Annotated in this window: 15 protein-coding genes; 5 read left to right on the top strand and 10 right to left on the bottom strand. The window is 72.0% G+C overall.

Features of this window, described 5'->3' with window-relative positions; genetic code table 11:
- Positions 1–312: 312 nt before the first annotated feature.
- Positions 313–933 (top strand): dihydrofolate reductase family protein, encoded by a 621-nt coding sequence (locus tag AB0G47_RS19800; RefSeq protein WP_360771332.1) that lies wholly within the window; start codon positions 313–315, stop codon positions 931–933.
- 17 nt (positions 934–950) lie between these two features.
- Here the strand turns inward: AB0G47_RS19800 and AB0G47_RS19795 are convergent, their stop codons facing one another.
- The 4 genes from AB0G47_RS19795 to kdpB form a co-directional block, all read right to left on the bottom strand.
- Positions 951–1,334 carry a VOC family protein gene (locus AB0G47_RS19795; RefSeq protein ID WP_360771329.1) on the bottom strand — a complete coding sequence of 128 codons (384 nt, stop codon included), beginning with the start codon at positions 1,332–1,334 and terminating at the stop codon, positions 951–953.
- A 31-nt stretch (positions 1,335–1,365) separates the two neighbouring features.
- The gene (locus AB0G47_RS19790; protein ID WP_360771326.1) at positions 1,366–2,232 is read right to left on the bottom strand and encodes a GNAT family N-acetyltransferase; all 867 of its coding nucleotides are present in this window, start codon (positions 2,230–2,232) and stop codon (positions 1,366–1,368) included.
- A 16-nt stretch (positions 2,233–2,248) separates the two neighbouring features.
- Positions 2,249–2,779, bottom strand: coding sequence for an EamA family transporter (locus AB0G47_RS19785; protein ID WP_360771323.1), 531 nt, complete (start codon positions 2,777–2,779; stop codon positions 2,249–2,251).
- A 211-nt stretch (positions 2,780–2,990) separates the two neighbouring features.
- Positions 2,991–5,144, bottom strand: a complete 2,154-nt coding sequence (kdpB, locus tag AB0G47_RS19780) for a potassium-transporting ATPase subunit KdpB (RefSeq protein ID WP_360771321.1) — start codon at positions 5,142–5,144, stop codon at positions 2,991–2,993.
- A 704-nt stretch (positions 5,145–5,848) separates the two neighbouring features.
- Here kdpB and AB0G47_RS19775 point away from each other — a divergent pair.
- Both AB0G47_RS19775 and lysA read left to right on the top strand, forming a co-directional pair.
- Positions 5,849–6,253 (top strand): SAV_915 family protein, encoded by a 405-nt coding sequence (locus AB0G47_RS19775; protein ID WP_266869302.1) that lies wholly within the window; start codon positions 5,849–5,851, stop codon positions 6,251–6,253.
- Between the two features lie 25 nt (positions 6,254–6,278).
- Positions 6,279–7,619, top strand: a complete 1,341-nt coding sequence (gene lysA / locus AB0G47_RS19770) for a diaminopimelate decarboxylase (protein WP_360771317.1) — start codon at positions 6,279–6,281, stop codon at positions 7,617–7,619.
- A gap of 15 nt (positions 7,620–7,634) precedes the next feature.
- On the opposite strand, the gene AB0G47_RS19765 is transcribed toward lysA, so the two are convergent.
- Both AB0G47_RS19765 and AB0G47_RS19760 read right to left on the bottom strand, forming a co-directional pair.
- Positions 7,635–8,270, bottom strand: coding sequence for a response regulator transcription factor (locus AB0G47_RS19765; RefSeq protein ID WP_360771687.1), 636 nt, complete (start codon positions 8,268–8,270; stop codon positions 7,635–7,637).
- Complete coding sequence (locus AB0G47_RS19760; protein WP_360771314.1) at positions 8,270–9,406, bottom strand: histidine kinase; 1,137 nt, start codon at positions 9,404–9,406, stop codon at positions 8,270–8,272. Before AB0G47_RS19760 ends, AB0G47_RS19765 begins: the two co-directional genes overlap by 1 nt.
- Before the next feature lie 246 nt (positions 9,407–9,652).
- On the opposite strand from AB0G47_RS19760, the gene AB0G47_RS19755 reads away from it, so the two are divergent.
- Positions 9,653–10,291 (top strand): DedA family protein, encoded by a 639-nt coding sequence (locus AB0G47_RS19755; protein WP_360771684.1) that lies wholly within the window; start codon positions 9,653–9,655, stop codon positions 10,289–10,291.
- 12 nt (positions 10,292–10,303) lie between these two features.
- Here the strand turns inward: AB0G47_RS19755 and purB are convergent, their stop codons facing one another.
- From purB to AB0G47_RS19735, 4 genes are all read right to left on the bottom strand, one after another.
- Entirely contained in the window at positions 10,304–11,743 is a 1,440-nt protein-coding gene (gene purB, locus AB0G47_RS19750) for an adenylosuccinate lyase (protein ID WP_360771311.1), read from the bottom strand.
- An 81-nt stretch (positions 11,744–11,824) separates the two neighbouring features.
- Entirely contained in the window at positions 11,825–12,832 is a 1,008-nt protein-coding gene (locus AB0G47_RS19745; protein WP_360771308.1) for a teichoic acid biosynthesis protein C, read from the bottom strand.
- Positions 12,833–12,979: 147 nt separating this feature from the next.
- Positions 12,980–13,759, bottom strand: coding sequence for an SGNH/GDSL hydrolase family protein (locus AB0G47_RS19740; RefSeq protein WP_360771305.1), 780 nt, complete (start codon positions 13,757–13,759; stop codon positions 12,980–12,982).
- Positions 13,760–14,048: 289 nt separating this feature from the next.
- Positions 14,049–17,231 (bottom strand): carboxyl transferase domain-containing protein, encoded by a 3,183-nt coding sequence (locus tag AB0G47_RS19735; protein WP_360771302.1) that lies wholly within the window; start codon positions 17,229–17,231, stop codon positions 14,049–14,051.
- 83 nt (positions 17,232–17,314) lie between these two features.
- Here AB0G47_RS19735 and AB0G47_RS19730 point away from each other — a divergent pair, with 83 nt between their 5' ends.
- Positions 17,315–17,941: a helix-turn-helix domain-containing protein gene (locus AB0G47_RS19730; protein WP_360771299.1), complete on the top strand. Its 627-nt coding sequence runs from the start codon at positions 17,315–17,317 to the stop codon at positions 17,939–17,941.
- Positions 17,942–17,943: the final 2 nt, after the last annotated feature.

Genomic DNA, 17,943 nt, shown 5'->3' with positions numbered 1-17,943 from the left:
CCTGTAGGGGGCTGCGCGTGTGCGGAGGCGCGGGCAACGCGCAGGCCGCGTACGGCCGTTGGGAGAGGTGCGGTGTCAGCGCACCGTAGGGTGAACAGCGCGCGGAACCGGCACCGCCGTATGAGGCGGCCGGTCGTCACGGCGCGAGAAGCTGTTCACATCCCTCATCCAACCGGCGGGCTGCCCGCACCTCAAGAGAACGGCATGGTCCTTGATGAGGCTCTGACGGGCGCTCGCGTTCCTCTTCGCGGATGCTTGACGGAAAGCTCACCACGACGGTGACGGAGGCCGCTCCGAGGAGGAGAGAGAGCGATGACCGAACGCAGGGGCAGGGTGATCTGCGACCTCACGATCTCCGCCGACGGGTACTCGGCGGGGCTCGACCAGACCGAGGAACGCCCGTTCGGCGCCGACGGCGGCGACGGCTGGGGCAACAAGCTGCACGCCTGGATGTTCGAGACACCGGAGGAGAACCGGGCCGAGGTCGCCCGGCTTGGCGCGGCCAAGGCATTCATCATGGGGCGCAACATGTTCGGCCCCGTGCGCGGCGCGTGGGACCGGGAGTGGAACGGCTGGTGGGGCGACGATCCGCCGTTCCACGCCCCGGTCTTCGTCCTCACCCACCACGCGCGCGAGCCGCAGCCGATGGACGGCGGCACCACGTACCACTTCGTCACCGACGGAATCGAGTCGGCCCTTGCACAGGCACAGGCGGTGCCCGGCGACGGCGAAATCGCGGTCCAGGGCGGCGCGACCACCATCAACCAGTACCTCGCCGCCGGCCTGATCGACGAGCTGCGGCTGCATATCGTGCCGCTCACGCTCGGCGCCGGCACACGGCTCTTCGAGGGCGTCCCACCGCTGAAACTCGAACAGGTGACGTCGCGGGCAGCGAGCCTGGTCACCCATGTGACCTACCGCGTGCTGTCCTGAGCCGGAAAGGCGTGCGGTCAGACGGGCTTGATCCGGCGGCGCAGGAGGCAGAATTCATTGCCTTCCGGGTCGGCGAGGACATGCCAGCTCTCGGTGCCGGTCTGGCCGACGTCTGCGGGCCTTGCGCCGAGCGCGAGCAGCCGCTCCAGCTCGGCGTCCTGATCGCGGTCGGTGGCGTTGACGTCGATGTGCAGGGGGAGCTTGCCGGCCCGCGGGTCGCTGCTGGGGCTGAGGACGAGGGTGGGCTGCGGGCCGCCGGAGCCGACACCGGGCGGCCCGATCTCGATGCTTCCGTCGCCCTCCCGGCCGAGTTCCACGTAGCCGAGGACCTCGCTCCAGAACGCGGCGAGCCGCTCGGGGTCGGCGCAGTCGAGGATCAGTTCACTGATGCGGCATGCCATTCCGGGAGTGTACGCACAGGTCCCGTCGTGGCTAGGCGCCCCGGAACCGATCCCGGAACACCGGGAGTTGCTGGAAACCGGCCGACTCATAGGTGGCGACGGCGCCGGAGTTGTGGCTCGGGGTGGCGACGATCGCGCTCGACGAGCCCAGCTCCTGGAGCGCGGCCGCCGCGGCGACGGTGATCGCCTTGCCGTGACCGTGACCGCGATGTTCCGCGTGCACGCCCATCGGCTCGAGCAACCCGGGCCTGCCCGGACCGGCCGACCAGACCGTCACCGTCGCCACTGCGGCGTCCCGCTCGTCGTACGCGACCAGACACCGGGCATCGGTGTACGGCGATCCGGCCGCCATCGCCCGCCAGCGTTCCTCCGTGAACGTCGACCCGCCGAACGCCGCCCGCTGCACGGCGGCCCTCACATGTGCCTGCTCCGGCCCGATCACCTCGATCCGCACGCCGGGGTCGCTCACCGGCTCCGTGAGGTCGCGGCGCAGCGGCGTCCACGGCTCGTCGGTGCCCCAGCCGTCCTCGGACAGCAGATCGTTGACCAGCGCGCCCGCCGGCGCGTCGACTGCCGCCTTCCCCTCTCCCAGCACGCCGCGCTCCGGCCCGGTCACGTCCTCGACCAGCCGCCGCGCCAGCTCCTCGTCGCGCAGCGCGTCCGGCGCGATCGCAAGCCGCAACAGCTCGGGCTCGTCGAGGAGACCGACGGCGAGGATCCGTCCGCCCCGGCTCCACGTCCGGACCGCCGCGGCCGTAGCCTGCGCACCGAACCGCCAGAACCATCCGAGGTCCCCCGGATGCAGCTGCATCGGCGCCCCCTCGTACTGCCACTCCCGCAGCACGCCCACAACCTCGCCGAGACCGTCAACGCCCGTCCCACCCAACATCATTGGCATATCCCCGTTTCCTCGATCACATGTCCGGGCGGGTGCCACGTGCGGCGCCCGCCGATGCGGCCACCACGCACAGCACCGTGATCCACTGCGACCAGAGCAGCGACTCCTGGAGTACGACGAGGCCGATGAGGGCCGCCATCGCCGGTTCCAGGCTCATCAGGATGCCGAACACACGCGGTGGAATCCTGCGCAGCGCTTCCAGGTCCAGCGAGTACGGGATCACCGACGACAGCAGCGCCACGCCGAGCCCCGCGACCAGGACCCACGACTGCATCAGCGCCGCTCCGCTCTCGGCCACGCCGAAGGGCACCGCCACCAGCGCCGCGATGGCCATGCCAAGGGCCAGACCATTGCCTTGTGTGGTGTGGCGGCCGAGCGCCGCGCCGACCAGGATGTACAGGCCCCAGCACACTCCCGCGGCGAGGGCGAACAGCAGCCCCACGACGTCGAGTTCGCCGCCGCTGCCCTCCATCAGCAGAACCACACCGCCTGCCGCGAGCACCGCCCAGAACGCATCGAGCCAGCGCCTCGACCCGGCAAGGGCCACCGCAAGCGGTCACGCCCACCTGAACGCTGACAATGCCGAGCAGCACCAGGGCAGTTGGCGGGATCGCGCCGAACGCGCGGCCGGCAAGCGCGGTCGGGGAGGATCGGGGCGACGGGCCGCGTTCGGCCCCGTCGACGCTCATGGTGGCCACGCGTGGAGTCTCGACGATCGGGCGCCGCGCGTCACATGGTTTTTGAGGTCATCGTTGTGGTCAGCCGAGCCCCGGCACCGTGGAGATCACCAGGTCGATCAGCTTGATGCCGACGAAGGGCAGGACCAGACCCCCGAGGCCGTACAGGGCGAGGTTGCGGCGCAGCAGATCGTGCGCCGACGCCGGCCGGTAGCGCACGCCGCGCAGCGCCAACGGGATCAGCGACACGATGATGAGCGCGTTGAAGATGATCGCCGAGGTGATCGCCGACGTGGGGCTGTGCAGGCCCATGATGTTCAGCGCCTCCAGGCCGGGATACGCGCCGGTGAACATGGCGGGGATGATCGCGAAGTACTTGGCGACGTCGTTCGTGATCGAGAACGTCGTCAACGCGCCCCGGGTGATGAGGAGTTGCTTGCCGATCTCGACGATCTCGATCAGCTTGGTGGGGTTGGAGTCCAGGTCGACCATGTTCCCGGCCTCCTTGGCCGCCGAGGTCCCGGTGCTCATCGCCACACCCACGTCGGCCTGCGCGAGCGCGGGCGCGTCGTTGGTGCCGTCGCCGGTCATCGCCACCAGCTTCCCGCCCTCCTGCTCCCGCCTGATCAGCCCGAGCTTCTCCTCGGGCGTGGCCTCCGCGAGATAGTCGTCGACGCCCGCTTCGGCGGCGATCGCCCGTGCGGTCAGCGGATTGTCACCGGTGATCATGATCGTGCGGATGCCCATCCGGCGCAGCTCGTCGAACCGCTCCCTGATCCCGTCCTTGACGACGTCCTTGAGGTGGATCAGACCCAGGACGCGCGGACCGTCCCAGTCGTGCACCGCGACGAGCAGCGGGGTGCCGCCGGACGCCGCGATCGAATCGCTGAACAGCCTTGCCTCGGGCGGCACTTGGCCCCCGCGCAGCTCCACCCAGGTGATCACCTGGGCCGCGGCGCCCTTGCGGATGACGCAGGCCGCGCCGTTGTCCCAGCGCAGATCGACGCCGCTCATCCGGGTCTGTGCGCTGAACTCCGCGAACGTGGCGTTGGCGAGCTCTCCTTGGGCGGGCTCGCGCAGGCCGTACCTGTTCTTGGCGAGTACGACGACGGAGCGGCCCTCGGGTGTCTCGTCGGCGAGCGAGGCGAGCTGCGCCGCGTCCGCGAGCCGCAGTTCGTCGATGCCGGGCAGCGGCACGAAGGCCGCCGCCTCGCGGTTGCCGAGGGTGATGGTGCCGGTCTTGTCGAGCAGCAGGGTGTTGACGTCGCCCGCCGCCTCGACCGCGCGTCCTGACATGGCGAGGACGTTGCGCTGCACGAGCCGGTCCATGCCGGCGATGCCGATCGCCGAGAGCAGCGCCCCGATCGTCGTCGGGATGAGCGTGACGAGGAGGGCGACGAGCACGGTCGTGGACTGCGCCGCGTTCGCGTACGAGGCCATCGGCTGCAGGGCGACGACGACCAGGACGAAGACGATGGTGAGCGCGGAGAGCAGGATGTTCAGCGCTATCTCGTTCGGCGTCTTCTGCCGCGATGCGCCCTCGACGAGCGCGATCATCCTGTCGAGGAAGGAATCGCCGGCGCGCGAGGTCACCCGCACCACCAGGCGGTCGGAGAGCACCGTCGTACCGCCCGTGACGCCGCTGCGGTCGCCGCCGGACTCGCGGATGACAGGCGCCGATTCGCCGGTGACGGCGGACTCGTCGACGGCCGCGACCCCCTCGACGACATCGCCGTCGGCCGGGATCAGCTCACCGGCCCCGACCAGCACGAAGTCGAAGGGCTTCAGGTCGGTGGCGGCCACCGCCTCGGTCCTCGCGAGCTCAAGGTCCACGCCCACCCGCCAGTTGTCGCGAAGCCGCAGCGCCACCGTGTCCGTACGCGCCTTGCGCAGCGCGCGGGCCTGCGCCTTGCCGCGGCCCTCGGCGACCGCCTCCGCGAGGTTCGCGAAGATCACCGTCAGCCACAGCCAGGCGCTGATCACCCAGGCGAACACGGACGGATCGAGCAGCGCGGAGAGCGTGGTGAGCACCGAACCGCAGCCGACGACGAACAGCACCGGCTTCTTGACCAACGCCCGCGGGTGCAGCTTGTGCACCGCGTCGGGGAACGACTTCATCATCTGTACGGGATCGACGAGCGCCCCCGACCGGATGCGCCGCCGGCTCCTCGAACCACCCCCGGACGGCGGCTTCGTGGGCGGAGTCGGAGCCTGCGGCGGGGCGGTGTGAAGCATCGGGGCAGAGACCTTCTGGTGGGGGACCGGCCGCGGCGCGCGGCGGAGGCCTGGGTGGTCATGACGCCGGGTCGGCGCAGGGGCCCCTGCGCCGACCCGGCTGATCGGCGACGCGGCCGCGCGACGACTGGGCGGCATGCGCGGCCGGGTGCGAACAGGAAACGTAGCCTCCGCGACGCTCCCGAACTGCCTGTGCAGGCGCGTATTTACGGGCCTCTGACAGGGCGCTCACGGTCCCCGTCAAGCCCTCGTCAAGGAAGCTGACGGGCGCGTCAGGGGGCCGTCAACGACTGCAAAGCGTGTTCGAGACGGCTGAAGAATCGTCGCCACGGGGGAACGGGTGACGGAGCCCGTGGTGTGAGGTTGGAGGGCGAGTGACGGTCACCGCCGACAGTACGCACAGTCCGGAAGCGGGGGCTCGGACCCGTGTCGTGACGCACCACGTGCCCGCCGTTCCACCGGGCGGGCGTCCCGGTCCGCGACCACGAGGGGGGCCGCGACCGGGACGTCCCGCTGGGCCCCCGACCTCCGGCACCTGCCGCGTCAGCGTCCTGTCAGAGCGGGCCCCCTCGCCGTCAACGTCGCGTCATGGAGGGGGAGATGGCACCCCGTGCCGGGCATAACGTCGGAGCAGGCCCGCGGGTTCAGCGCCCGCGGGTCACCGTTCACCGAACGGGAAGCTGAAGATCCTCAAGGAGGCACCCATGGCAGAGCTGCAGTGCGGCGAGGACCCCGAGCCCTGTGAACCGGGCCCGGCCGGACCGCTGTTCGTCCCTGTCCGGCCGGGACCCGCGGGCTGTGTGGCCCGCCTGTTCCGCACCCCCGTCGGCGGCCGCACCGCCGTCGCCTTCACCACCCGGCGGCGGCTGACCGCGGCCCTCGGCTCCCGGCAGGCCTGGATCAGGCTCTCCGAGCCTGCGCTGCGGGCGCTCACCGAGCCGCTCGGCGTCCCCCACGTCACCGTCGACCCGCGGCTCGCCGCGCACCCGGTCGCCCCGCCCCGGCGGCGCACGCCCGTCTGGCGTGACTGGGACCCGCAGGCCGTCGGCGCGCTGCGGGTCACCGGGGCCGCCGCCGTGGTCGGCGCCCTGACCCCCTGGATCGGCTGAGGACGAGGCGAAGAGAGAACCTGCCATGACCACGCTGCACGCTCCGGTCACCCCGGACGCCACCGCCGACGACGCCCTGTCCGTCTGGCCCGCATCCACCGCGCGCCTCGCCCACGGCGACCTCGCCGTCGGCGGCGTACTCCTCACCGAGATCGCCGAACGCTTCGGCACCCCGGCGTATCTCCTCGACGAGGCCGACGTACGCACCCGCTGCCGCACCTATCTGCACGCCTTCCCCGAAGCCGAAGTGCACTACGCCGCCAAGGCGTTCCTGTGCCGCGCGATGGCGCACTGGGTGGCGGAGGAGGGGCTCGGCCTCGACGTCTGCTCGGCCGGTGAGCTGGAACTGGCCGTCACCACGGGCTTCCCCGCCGAGCGGATCGTGCTGCACGGCAACGCCAAGAGCCCGCACGACCTGGCGGCGGCGCTGCGGCTCGGTGTCGGGCGCATCGTCATCGACAGCGCGTCGGAGATCGCCCGGCTCGCGGCGGCGATCCCGCCGGGCAGCCGGCAGAAGGTGCTTGTCCGGGTGGTGCCGGGCATCGCGGCCGGCGGCCACGCCAAGATCCGCACCGGGACCGACGACCAGAAGTTCGGCCTGTCGATCACCGACGGCTCCGCACAGCACGCCATCGCCCGCATCCTCGGCCAGCCTGGCCTCGAACTGACCGGCCTGCACTGCCACTTGGGCTCGCAGATCACCACCGACAAGCCGTTCCTCGCGGCCGTACGCCGACTCGTCGGTCTGATGGCCCGCGTCAAGGACCAGCACGGCGTCACCCTCCCCGAACTGGACCTGGGCGGCGGCCACGGCATCGCCTACCGGCCCGGCGAACCGGCCCTCGACATCACCACCCTCGCCCGCAAGGTGCGCGCCGAGCTGATCGAGAGCTGCGCGGCGGCCGGGCTCACCGTGCCCCGGCTGCTGATCGAACCGGGGCGCGCCATCGCGGGCCCCGCCGGGGTCGCCCTCTACCGCGTCCTCGCCGTCAAGCGCACCGGCGGTCGCACGTTCGTCGCCGTGGACGGCGGCATGAGCGACAACCCGCGGCCCGCGCTGTACGGCGTGCGGTACGTGCCGCGGCTGATCGGCAGGCACTCCCTGGTCGCACCCGCGCCGGTGACCGTCGTGGGACGGCACTGCGAGGCCGGCGACGTGCTCGCGTCCGACGTCGAACTCCCCGGCGACATCAGGCCGGGCGACCTCCTCGGCGTGCCGGTGGCCGGCGCCTACCACCTCTCCATGGCCTCCGGCTACAACCTGGTCGGCCGCCCGCCCGTGGTGGCGGTGGCCGACGGGCACGCGCGGCTCCTGGTGCGGCGCGAGTCCCTTGAGGACTTCCGCAGCAGGGACGTGGGCCTGTAGTGAGGGCCCCCGGCGTCAGGAACCGAGGTAGCGCAGGACGGCGAGGACACGGCGGCTGTACCCCGTCGTGCCCGTCAGCTCCAGCTTGTCGAAGATCGCGTTGATGTACTTCTCGACGGCACTCTGCGAGACGTACAACTGACCGGCGATCGCCGCGTTCGTGTGGCCCTGCGCCATCTTGCCGAGCACCTCGCGCTCGCGCGGGGTCAGCCGCTGCAGCGGGTCGGTGTGACTGCTGAGGGCCAGCAACTGCCGTACGACTTCCGGGTCGAACGCGGTCTGGCCCGAGCCGACCCGCTCCAGGGCGTCCAGGAACTCGTCGACCTGGACGACCCGGTCCTTCAGCAGATAGCCGACGCCTTCGGTGGCGGTGGTCAACAGCTCGGTGGCGTAACGGCGTTCGACGTACTGGGACAGCACGAGCACGCTCGTACCCGGCCAGCCGTTCCGGATCTCGAGGGCGGCTCGCAGCCCCTCGTCGGTGTGGGTGGGCGGCATGCGTACGTCGATGACGGCGGCGTCCGGCGGATCATCGGCCACCGCGGCGAGCAGCGCCCGCGCGTCGCCGACCGAGGCCGTGACCGTATGGCCCTCGTCCGCGAGGAGCCGGGCCAGGCCCTCCCGCAGCAGGGTCGAGTCGTCGGCGAGCATTACGCGCATGGGAGCTCCGCGGTGATGAGCGTGGGACCCCCGGCGGGGCTCTCCACGGTGAGGGTGCCGTCGAGCGCGGCGACGCGCCGGGCCAGGCCGAGCAGTCCGCTGCCCGCGGGGTCGGCGCCGCCCCGGCCGTCGTCCTCGACGCGCAGCCGCAGCAGCCCGCCGCGCCGCTCGGCGTGGACGGTGACGAGAGCGGCCCCGGAGTGCTTGACCGCGTTGGTGACGGCTTCGGCGGCGACGAAGTACGCCACGGCCTGCGCGGTCGGCGGAGGCGTCTGGCGCAGGGCGCAGTCGAGCCGCACGGGAATCGCGGCGCGCTCGGCCACCGTCTCCAGGGCGGCGGCGAGACCGCCCTCGTCGAGGGCCGCCGGGTAGACCCGCCAGGCGACGTCCCGCAGTTCGACCAGGGCGCGCCGGCTCTCCTCGTGCGCCTGGGCGAGCAGCCCGGCCGACTTGTCGGGGTCCTGGGTGCGCCGGGCCCGGCCGAGCAGCATGCCGAGCGCGACGATCCGCTGCTGTACGCCGTCGTGCAGATCGCGTTCGATGCGCCGCCGCTCGTCGTGCACCGCCTCGACCACACCGGCGCGGCTCGCCACCAGCTCGCCGATCCTGCGCTCCATCAACTGCCCGTCGTTCGGGCCGAGGAAGCGCCGCGCGTGCCGCTCGTCCGCCAGCGCCACGCCGTATGTCCCCTGCACACAGAGGTACAGCAGGAAGAGGCCGCCGATGGAGGAGAGGAGCAGGGTGCCCGGAGCGCGGATGTCGGCGACGAACCAGCCCCACACCGCCAGCGAGCCGTACCCCGCGCCGAGCAGTGCGAACGCGAGCACGACACCGCCGAGCAGTCCGAGCGCCCACCGCGTCGCCACGTAGTTGACGGCCGGCAGACCGCTCGGCGGCGCGACGAGCTCGGTGCCGAAGAAGGCGGCCATCCGGCGCCGCTCCAGCTCGGCGATGCGTCGCGCGAGGGCCACGACACGGGCCTCGGCGGCGCGCCCGGTGCGCCGCCCGAGCGTGCTCAGGAGCCACACCCCCGCCAGCAGGGCGAAGGCCAGCTCGACGACCCCGGTGACGGCCCCGGCCAGGACGCCGACCGTCACCCTGAGCCAGCGCTTTATGTGCGTACGCATGATCGGTCACGCTAGCCGAGCGGGGGCGCGGCGCGGACTGCGGAAAACCACACGGTTCGGCTGCGGTCCACCGCAGGGAGGGTCTGCGGTCGCCCGCATACCGCCGCGCACCAGGGGTTTCGTAGCGTCAAGGGCATGATCCTCGATTCCGCGTACGAAGACTCCGTGTACGCAGCGACGTACCGAACGACCATCGCCGCGAACGAGGCGCCCACCGGCGGCGTCGCGGGCTGGGCCGCCGATCTCATGGACTCCATGGGCGCCGTCGGGGCGGGAGCGGCCATCGCCTTGGAGAACCTGTTCCCGCCGCTGCCGAGCGAGGTGATCCTGCCGCTCGCCGGATTCGCCGCGAGCCAGGGCAGGTTCAGCATCGTCGAGGTGCTGCTCTGGACGACGGCGGGCTCGGTGGTCGGTGCGCTGGCGCTCTACGCGATCGGCGCGCTGCTGGGCCGCGACCGCACGGTGGCGATTGCCGCCCGCCTTCCCCTGCTGAAGGCCTCCGACATCGACCGCACGGAGGCGTGGTTCCAGCGGCACGGCACCAAGGCGGTCCTCTTCGGCCGGATGATCCCGGTCTTCCGCAGCATGATCTCGGTGCCGGCGGGCGTGGAACGGATGCGGCTGCCCGTATTCCTCGCCCTGACGACCGCGGGCAGCCTCATCTGGAACGCCGTCTTCATCCTCGTCGGCCACGCCCTCGGCACCCGCTGGCACCAGGTCACCGACCTGGTCGGCCTGTACTCCAAGGGCGTCCTGGCCGCGGCCGCACTGGCGGTGCTGGCCTTCGTCGTACTGCGGATGCGCAGGCGAGCGCCCCGAAGGGGCGCGGGAAACCGCGCGACCAGCCACGACGCACCCGCAGATACGCACGGCGAATCGCGCTGAGCCCCCAGGTACCTAGAGAATCGCCCCCGGCGTGTAACCGGCGGCCTCGGGGTGCTCCTTCACAAGCGCCTCGATCTGCGCCACAACCACGGAGACCTGATCGCTCGCCGCACCGGTGAACGACAGCTTGTCCGCCATGAGGGCGTCCAACTCGGCACGGTTCAGCGGAATCCGCTCGTCCGCGGCGAGCTTGTCAAGCAGCTCGTTGCGCTCGGCGCCCTGCTCGCGCATGGCGAGCGCGGAGGCGACCGCGTTCTCCTTGATGGCCTCGTGGGCCTCCTCGCGGCCGACGCCCGCGCGCACCGAGGCCATCAGGACCTTGGTGGTGGCGAGGAAGGGGAGGTAGCGGTCCAGCTCGCGCGCCACGACGGCCGGGAAGGCGCCGAACTCGTCGAGGACCGTCAGGAAGGTCTCGAGCAGACCATCCAGGGCGAAGAACGCGTCGGGCAGCGCGACCCGGCGTACGACGGAGCAGGAGACGTCGCCCTCGTTCCACTGGTCGCCCGCCAGCTCGCCGGTCATCGACGCGTAGCCGCGCAGGATGACGGTGAGGCCGTTGACGCGCTCGCAGGAGCGGGTGTTCATCTTGTGCGGCATCGCGGACGAGCCGACCTGCCCCGGCTTGAAGCCCTCGGTGACGAGCTCGTGCCCGGCCATGAGCCGGATGGTCTTGGCCAGGGAGGAGGGCCCGGCGGCGAGCTGGACAAGCGCGGTGACGACCTCGTAGTCGAGGGACCGCGGGTAGACCTGGCCGACCGAGGTGAACGCGCGGTCGAAGCCGAGGTGCCCGGCGATCCGCTGCTCGAGCTCGGTGAGCTTGTCGGCGTCGCCGCCGAGCAGGTCGAGCATGTCCTGTGCGGTGCCGACGGGGCCCTTGATGCCGCGCAGCGGGTAGCGGCGCAGCAGGTCGTCGACGCGGCGGTAGGCGACGAGCAGCTCGTCGGCGGCCGTCGCGAAGCGCTTGCCCAGGGTCGTCGCCTGCGCGGCGACGTTGTGCGAGCGGCCGGCCATGACCAGCTCGGCGTACTCACCGGACAGCTTCCCGAGCCGCGCGAGCACGGCGACCGTGCGGTCGCGCACCAGCTCCAGGGAGAGCCGGATCTGCAGCTGCTCCACGTTCTCGGTGAGGTCGCGCGAGGTCATGCCCTTGTGGACCTGCTCGTGCCCGGCGAGCGCGTTGAACTCCTCGATGCGGGCCTTCACGTCATGGCGCGTGACCTTCTCGCGCTCGGCGATCGAGGCGAGGTCGACATCGTCGATGACACGCTCGTAGTCGGCGAGGGCGGCGTCCGGCACCTCGATCCCCAGATCCTGCTGGGCACGCAGCACGGCGAGCCAGAGCTGACGCTCCAGCTTCACCTTCTGCTCGGGCGACCAGAGGGTGGCGAGCTCGGCGGAGGCGTAACGCCCGGCGAGGACGTTCGGGATACGGGGCTTTGCAGGCGCAGTCACGTGTACGGATTCTACTGGCCGTTCGTGCAGGCCAGCGCCACGGCCTGGTTTGTCGGAAGCTACGAGAGGTGGGCGCCATTGCTACAGGGTGGGCAGGCCGTAGAGGGAGAACTTCCGTCCGCCTTCCGGGCCCGAGGCGAAGCCCATGCACAGCTGCGGTTCGCTCGCCCGGGGCCCGTGCAGCACGGCAAGGCCCTCGGGCTCGCGGTGCGTGAGCAGGTGACCGGCCTGGGACTTGTGCTCCTGCACCACCGCCCCCGTGCGCAGGTCGATGCAGTGCAGCAGCACCGTGTTGTCCGACTCCGAGGAGCTGCTGGCGTCGCGGCCGGAGCCCATCAACTGGTACGCGTAGTCGCCGTCCAGTGCCATGCCCTGAAAGGGCAGGCCGAGGTCCATGCCCGGCTGGGCGAAGTCGATCAGCGGCCTGAAGACCCCGGCAGTGAAGGTGTCCAGGTTGTAGAGCGCGTAGCGACGGCGCTCGGGGAGCCCGTGGCGCAGCAGCAGACGGCGGTTGTTCAGGTCGAGGGCGGCGCAGTTGGCGGTCGACCCGGGGTGCGGGCGGTAGACGGTCACACGGCGGTCGGCGCTGTCCAGCACGGCGTTCTCGGCGTACGGGAAGCGGCCGATCGCGCGCCCGAACCCGGAGGCCGGGTTGGCGTCGCACTCGACCCACAGCATGACGGATCCGCCCCTGATGCTGCGGGAGCTGTCCACGCTGATCGCGGTGCCGTGCCCGAAGCCCTTGAGGTACATCCGGCCCAGCACCTCGCCGCGCATCGACAGCCGGTTCAGGCACAGGTCGCCGGCAGCCTGCCGCTCGGCATGGCTGTAGGTGCGCGATTCGCCCGGGAGCTGGATCTCGCTGGGGACTACCTGGAGCGCGTAGACGTGCCCGTGGAGCTCGTCGAAGGCGAAGGACTGCATCACCGTCGCGTGATGCAGCGTCTTCTCGTGGATCAGGCGGGCGCCGGGGTCGGCCAGGTTGAAGCGATCGCCCAGAACGTCCGGGGGGTTGTCCCGGCCGGCGGCAAGGGCCTTTGGGCCGCCGAGCGCTGCTGTCGCAAGCACCACACCGCTGAGACCGAGCACCGTTCTGCGGCTTGGCGACGTGAGGCCAGGCGCTGTCGATGAATCGGTAACCTGTCGAAATCGCATTTCAGTACTTTCAACGCCCGTACACCTGCGTGACGAACGGGCGCGCGGCGGTGCCGTGAAGTTCAGCCATTCGCTGTGTGACTACGCGAGCGGGCCCTCGTACGGAAGCAGGTCGGGGCGCTTGGGTGGCATGCCGTCGCCGGAGGAGCGGCCCGTGAGGCGGCGGGCGATCCATGGGGCGAGGTGCTGCCTGGCGAACCGGGCGTCGGCCACACGGCGGGCGGTCCAGTTCGGCGGTGCGGTGGCGGGCAGGGCCGACTGCCAGTCGTCCTCGGGGGTGTGGCCGAGCGTCTGCCAGACCGCCTCGGCGACCCGCCGGTGGCCCTCGGCCGTCAGGTGCAGCCGGTCCACGTCCCAGAGTCGCCGGTCGCCGAGCACGGCCGCTCCGTACAGGTCCACGACGACCGCGTCATGCCGCGCCGCCAGCTCGTCGACGTACGCGAAGAGCTCCTCCATGCGCGGGCGGAAACGCTCCATCACGGGGCCGTTCCGTCCCGGGCTGCGCATCAGGACGAGCTGCTCGCACGCCGGGGCCAGGCGCTCGACGGCCTGTCCGAGGAGGTCGCGGACCCGGACCATGTCGCACTTGGGCCGCAGGGTGTCGTTGAGCCCGCCCACCAGGGTGATCACATCGGGGCGCATCGCGGCGGCGACGTCCACCTGCTCGTCCACGATCTGCCCGATGAGCTTCCCGCGCACGGCGAGGTTCGCGTAGCGGAAACCGGGCGACGCGGCGGCCATCCGCGCGGCGAGCAGATCCGCCCAGCCGCGGTAGCTGCCGTCGGGCAGCCGGTCCGACATGCCCTCGGTGAAGGAGTCGCCGACCGCGACGAGACTGGTGTATTTGGCATTCATCTGCATGGCAGAGAGATCGTATCCCGAGGCAAGTTTCGCGGGGCAGCTGCGGTCGCCGGTGACGTATCGGTGTGGAACGGTGGAAAGCGGTCAAATGCCCTATCGGGTGCCCATCGAGTAGACGGGTGCCCACCGAGTAGAGGGGAACGTCATGTCCTCGAAGCGACGCCGCAAGAAGAAGTCACGCCGCAAGCACGCGGCCAACCACGGTAAGCGTCCCCAGTCCTGATCCGTGTCCTGAGCTGTGTCCTGAGCCGTGTCCTGATCCGTGCGCGGCCGCCGGACGGTCGTCGAGTCATGCGCCCCCGTCCGGCCGCCCCGCCCCGCCGTCAAGCGCCGCGAGGATCCACCGCCGTGAGTCCGCCGGGTCGATGACCGCGTCGATCTCCAGGGCCGCCGCCGCGTTCACCGCCTTGCCGTGCTCGTACAGCTCGGCGACGTGCGCCTCGAACACCCGCTCCCGCTCGGCGGGATCGTCGATCGCCGCAAGCTCCTTGCGGTAGCCGAGCCGCACCGCGCCCTCCAGGCCCATCCCGCCGAACTCCCCGCTCGGCCAGGCGGCCGTCGCCACGGGCGCCCGCGTCGAGCCGCCCATCATGGCCATCGCGCCGAGCCCGTACGCCTTGCGCAGGACCAGGCCGACCAGGGGCACGCGGAGCTGGGCGCCCGTCACGAAGAGCCGGGAGAAGTGCCTTACGGTCGCGGTCCGTTCGGCGTCCGGGCCCACCATGAAGCCCGGTGTGTCGCAGAGTGAGAGGACAGGAAGACCGAACGCGTCGCACAGGCGCAGGAAGCGCTCGGCCTTGTCCGCCGCTTCGCGGTCGATCGCGCCGCCCAGATGGCCGGGGTTGTTGGCGAGCAGGCCCATCGGGCGGCCCTCGACGCGGACGAGCGCCATGATGATGCCGACGCCGAAGCCGCGCCGCAGCTCCAGGACGGAGTCCGTGTCGGCGATGCCGTCGATCGCGGCCCGTACGTCGTAGGCGCGGCGCCGGTTCTCCGGGACCGCGTGCCGCAGCAGCCGCGGGTCAGGAGATTCCCAACTGCCGCCCGCCCCTTGGTCGTACGTGAAGTACGCGAGGTACGTGCGTGCCACGTGCACCGCCTCCGCCTCGTCGGCCACGGCGATGTCCACGACGCCGTTCGGCACCTGGACCGACAGCGGGCCGACCTCCTCGGGGCGGAACACACCCAGACCGCCGCCCTCGATCATCGCGGGGCCGCCCATGCCGATGCTCGCCTCCGGCGTCGCGATCACCACGTCGCAGCAGCCGAGCAGCGCCGCGTTGCCCGCGAAGCAGCGTCCCGACGCGACGCCCACCAGGGGGACCTGTCCGCTCAGCCGCCCCATCTGATGGAACGTCATCACGTCGAGTCCGGCGACGGACGTCGTGTCGGTGTCGCCGGGGCGGCCGCCGCCGCCCTCCGCGAACAGCACCACCGGAAGGCGCCGTTCCGCGGCCAGTTGCAGCATCCGGTCGGTCTTGCGGTGGTTCTGCAGGCCCTGCGTGCCGGCGAGCACCGTGTAGTCGTACGACATCGCCACGCACCGCACGCCGTCGATCCGCCCCGTGCCGGTGACCATGCCATCGGCGGGCGTCGAGGCGATCAGGTCGTCGAGGGAGCGGCGGCGGCGCTGGGCGGCGATCGCCAGCGCGCCGTACTCCGTGAAGGTGCCCGTGTCGCAGAGGTCCTCGATGTTCTCGCGGGCCGTGCGCCGCCCGATGCTGTGGCGTTTGGCGACGGCTTCGGGGCGTTGCGCGTCAAGCCCGACCGCGTGCCGGGCCAGGGTCTCGGCGAGGTCGGGGCGGATGGCGTCGGGGTCGGCGGTCTCCTCGGTGGCCAAGTCGCTCGCCTCGCCTGTCGTCGATGCCTCGACCGTCACCAGGGGGCGGCCCTCCGCTGTCGTGTCGCCCACGCGCGCGTGCACGGCGGTCACGGTGCCGGGGGCGCCCGCGCGCACGACATGCTCCATCTTCATCGCCTCGAGGACGAGCAACTGCCGGCCCGCCGCCACCTGTTCGCCCACGGCGACGTCGACGGTGACGACCGTGCCCGTCATGGGGGCGGCGACCGTCGCGCCGCCGCCGGCTTCCGCGGGCGTCTGCGGCAGCAGCTCCGCGATGTGCTCCTGGACGAAGGCCGTGTGGGCGCCGCCCGCCGTGAAGCCCGGGTGGGCGAGCAGCGCCCGCAGCAGTGGGATTCCCGTGCGTACGCCCTCGACGGCGAAGGCGGCGAGCGCGCGCGACGCGCGCTCGCAGGCCGCGGCGAAGCCCCCTTGCGGAACATGGGCGATGACCTTCGCGATGAGCGAGTCGTAGCGCGCCCCGACCTCCGCCCCGGTGCGGGCCGCGGTGTCCACGCGGATGCCCGCACCCGTCGGCACGTCGAAGCGGGTGAGCGTGCCGGTCGAGGGCAGCGCCGTGCCGTCGGCGGCCAGGGACTCGGCGTTGACGCGGGCCTGTACGGCGAATCCGCGCGGCTCGGGCGGCGGTCCTGCCAGGCCGAGCGACGCCAGTGATGCGCCTGCCGCCAGGCGCAGTTGGGCCGTGACCAGGTCGACGCCCGTCACCTCCTCGGTGACCGTGTGCTCGACTTGGAGGCGCGGGTTCGCCTCGATGAAGTGGAACTCCTCGCCCTGGAGCAGGAATTCGAAGGTGCCGAGGCCCGTGTAGCCGCACGCGCGGGCCATCCGCAGGGCGGCGTCGATCAGTTTCTCGCGGACCGCGGGGGAGAGGCCGGGCGCGGGGGCGATCTCGATGAGCTTCTGGTGCCGGCGCTGGGCGCTGCAGTCGCGCTCCCAGAGGTGGCTGACCTCGCCGGTCGCGTCGCCGATGATCTGCACCTCGATGTGGCGGGCGCCGGTCAGGAGTTCCTCGACGTACAGCTCCTCGCGCCCGAAGCCCTGCAGCGCCTCCGAACGGCAGCGCTCCCAGGCGTCCGCCAGGTCGGCAGGACGGTGCACGGAACGCATGCCGCGGCCGCCGCCCCCGCCGAGCGCCTTCACCATCACCGCGCCCGAAGGGCCGAGCCCGGCGAGGAAGCCGGCGGCATCGGGCAGCGTCGTGGGCCCCTGCGTGCCCGCGAGGACCGGCACCCCGAGGCTGACCGCGAGTGCACGCGCGCGTGCCTTGTCGCCGAACAGACCGAGCACCTCGGGGGACGGCCCCACGAACCGCAGCCCGGCGTCCGCGCACCGCGCGGCGAACTCCGCGTCCTCGCTCAGGAAGCCGTAGCCGGGATGCACGAGGTCGCACCCGGAGCGCCGGGCCGCGGCGACGACGGCCTCCGCGTCCAGATAGGCGGCAGGTCCCGAGCTGCCCAACGGCTCGGCCTCGTCGGCCAGTTGGACGTGGCGCGCGGTGGCCTCGTCCGCCGCGTACACCGCGACGGTGCGCAGCCCGGCCTCCGCCGCCGCTTGCAGGACGCGGACGGCGATCTCCCCGCGATTGGCGACGAGCACGGCGGCAGAACCCATGAAGCCCTCCTGAGATGTCCGGTCCCCCGAGGGGGCGCCGCCATGCTCATTGACATTGGCGTCAACGTCAATATGCTCGCCGCGTGGCACGCAATCAACAGCCCTGGGCGACCCGCACCGCACGCGACCGCAGCGACGCCCCCGCCCGCGGGCGGCTCCTGGACGCCGCGGAGGCCGTCTTCGCGCGACGCGGCTACGGCCCGACGACCATCGCCGACATCACGGCCGAGGCGGAGGTCTCGCGGGCGGGCTTCTACGTCTACTTCGCCTCCAAGGAGGAGATCTTCCGTGTCCTGGCGGCGCGGGTGCGCGACGCGTTCCTCGCCGCGCAGGACGTGCCGGGCGTCGACCGGGACGACGCCCGCGAGATCTGCCACGCCTCCACCGCCGCCTTCATCGCCGCGTACGCCGAACACCTGCCGCTGCTCAGGCTGTTGGAGCAGCAGGCGCAGCTCGACGACGACGTACGCGCACTGTGGGCGGAGACCCAGGAGCGGCCGGTCCACCGCTCGGCCCGTTACATCCGCCGCCTGGTGGCCGAGGGCAGGGCAGCCCCGGTCGCCGATCCGCTCGCCGTCGCCCGCGCGGTCGGCGGCATGAGCATCGAGTTCGCCCGGCTCGCCGCGGCCGACCCCACGACGTACGACGCGGCCGTGCGCGACGTCACCGCCATGTTCCTGCACCTGCTCGGAGCCGATCCCCAACGTTGAGG

Source organism: Streptomyces sp. NPDC021622 (genome assembly GCF_040640795.1).
GTDB lineage: Bacteria > Actinomycetota > Actinomycetes > Streptomycetales > Streptomycetaceae > Streptomyces.
The sequence above is the reverse complement of the archived record's forward strand: the minus strand, read 5'-3'. Positions and strand labels throughout refer to the sequence as shown.

Excerpts from the sequence above, each read along its gene's own strand:
- AB0G47_RS19800 (WP_360771332.1), top strand. The coding sequence starts at position 313 with ATGACCGAACGCAGGGGCAGGGTGATCTGCGACCTCACGATCTCCGCC.
- AB0G47_RS19795 (WP_360771329.1), bottom strand. The coding sequence starts at position 1,334 with ATGGCATGCCGCATCAGTGAACTGATCCTCGACTGCGCCGACCCCGAG.
- AB0G47_RS19790 (WP_360771326.1), bottom strand. The coding sequence starts at position 2,232 with ATGCCAATGATGTTGGGTGGGACGGGCGTTGACGGTCTCGGCGAGGTT.
- kdpB (WP_360771321.1), bottom strand. The coding sequence starts at position 5,144 with ATGCTTCACACCGCCCCGCCGCAGGCTCCGACTCCGCCCACGAAGCCG.
- AB0G47_RS19775 (WP_266869302.1), top strand. The coding sequence starts at position 5,849 with ATGGCAGAGCTGCAGTGCGGCGAGGACCCCGAGCCCTGTGAACCGGGC.
- lysA (WP_360771317.1), top strand. The coding sequence starts at position 6,279 with ATGACCACGCTGCACGCTCCGGTCACCCCGGACGCCACCGCCGACGAC.
- AB0G47_RS19765 (WP_360771687.1), bottom strand. The coding sequence starts at position 8,270 with ATGCTCGCCGACGACTCGACCCTGCTGCGGGAGGGCCTGGCCCGGCTC.
- AB0G47_RS19760 (WP_360771314.1), bottom strand. The coding sequence starts at position 9,406 with ATGCGTACGCACATAAAGCGCTGGCTCAGGGTGACGGTCGGCGTCCTG.
- AB0G47_RS19755 (WP_360771684.1), top strand. The coding sequence starts at position 9,653 with ATGGACTCCATGGGCGCCGTCGGGGCGGGAGCGGCCATCGCCTTGGAG.
- AB0G47_RS19740 (WP_360771305.1), bottom strand. The coding sequence starts at position 13,759 with ATGCAGATGAATGCCAAATACACCAGTCTCGTCGCGGTCGGCGACTCC.
- AB0G47_RS19735 (WP_360771302.1), bottom strand. The coding sequence starts at position 17,231 with ATGGGTTCTGCCGCCGTGCTCGTCGCCAATCGCGGGGAGATCGCCGTC.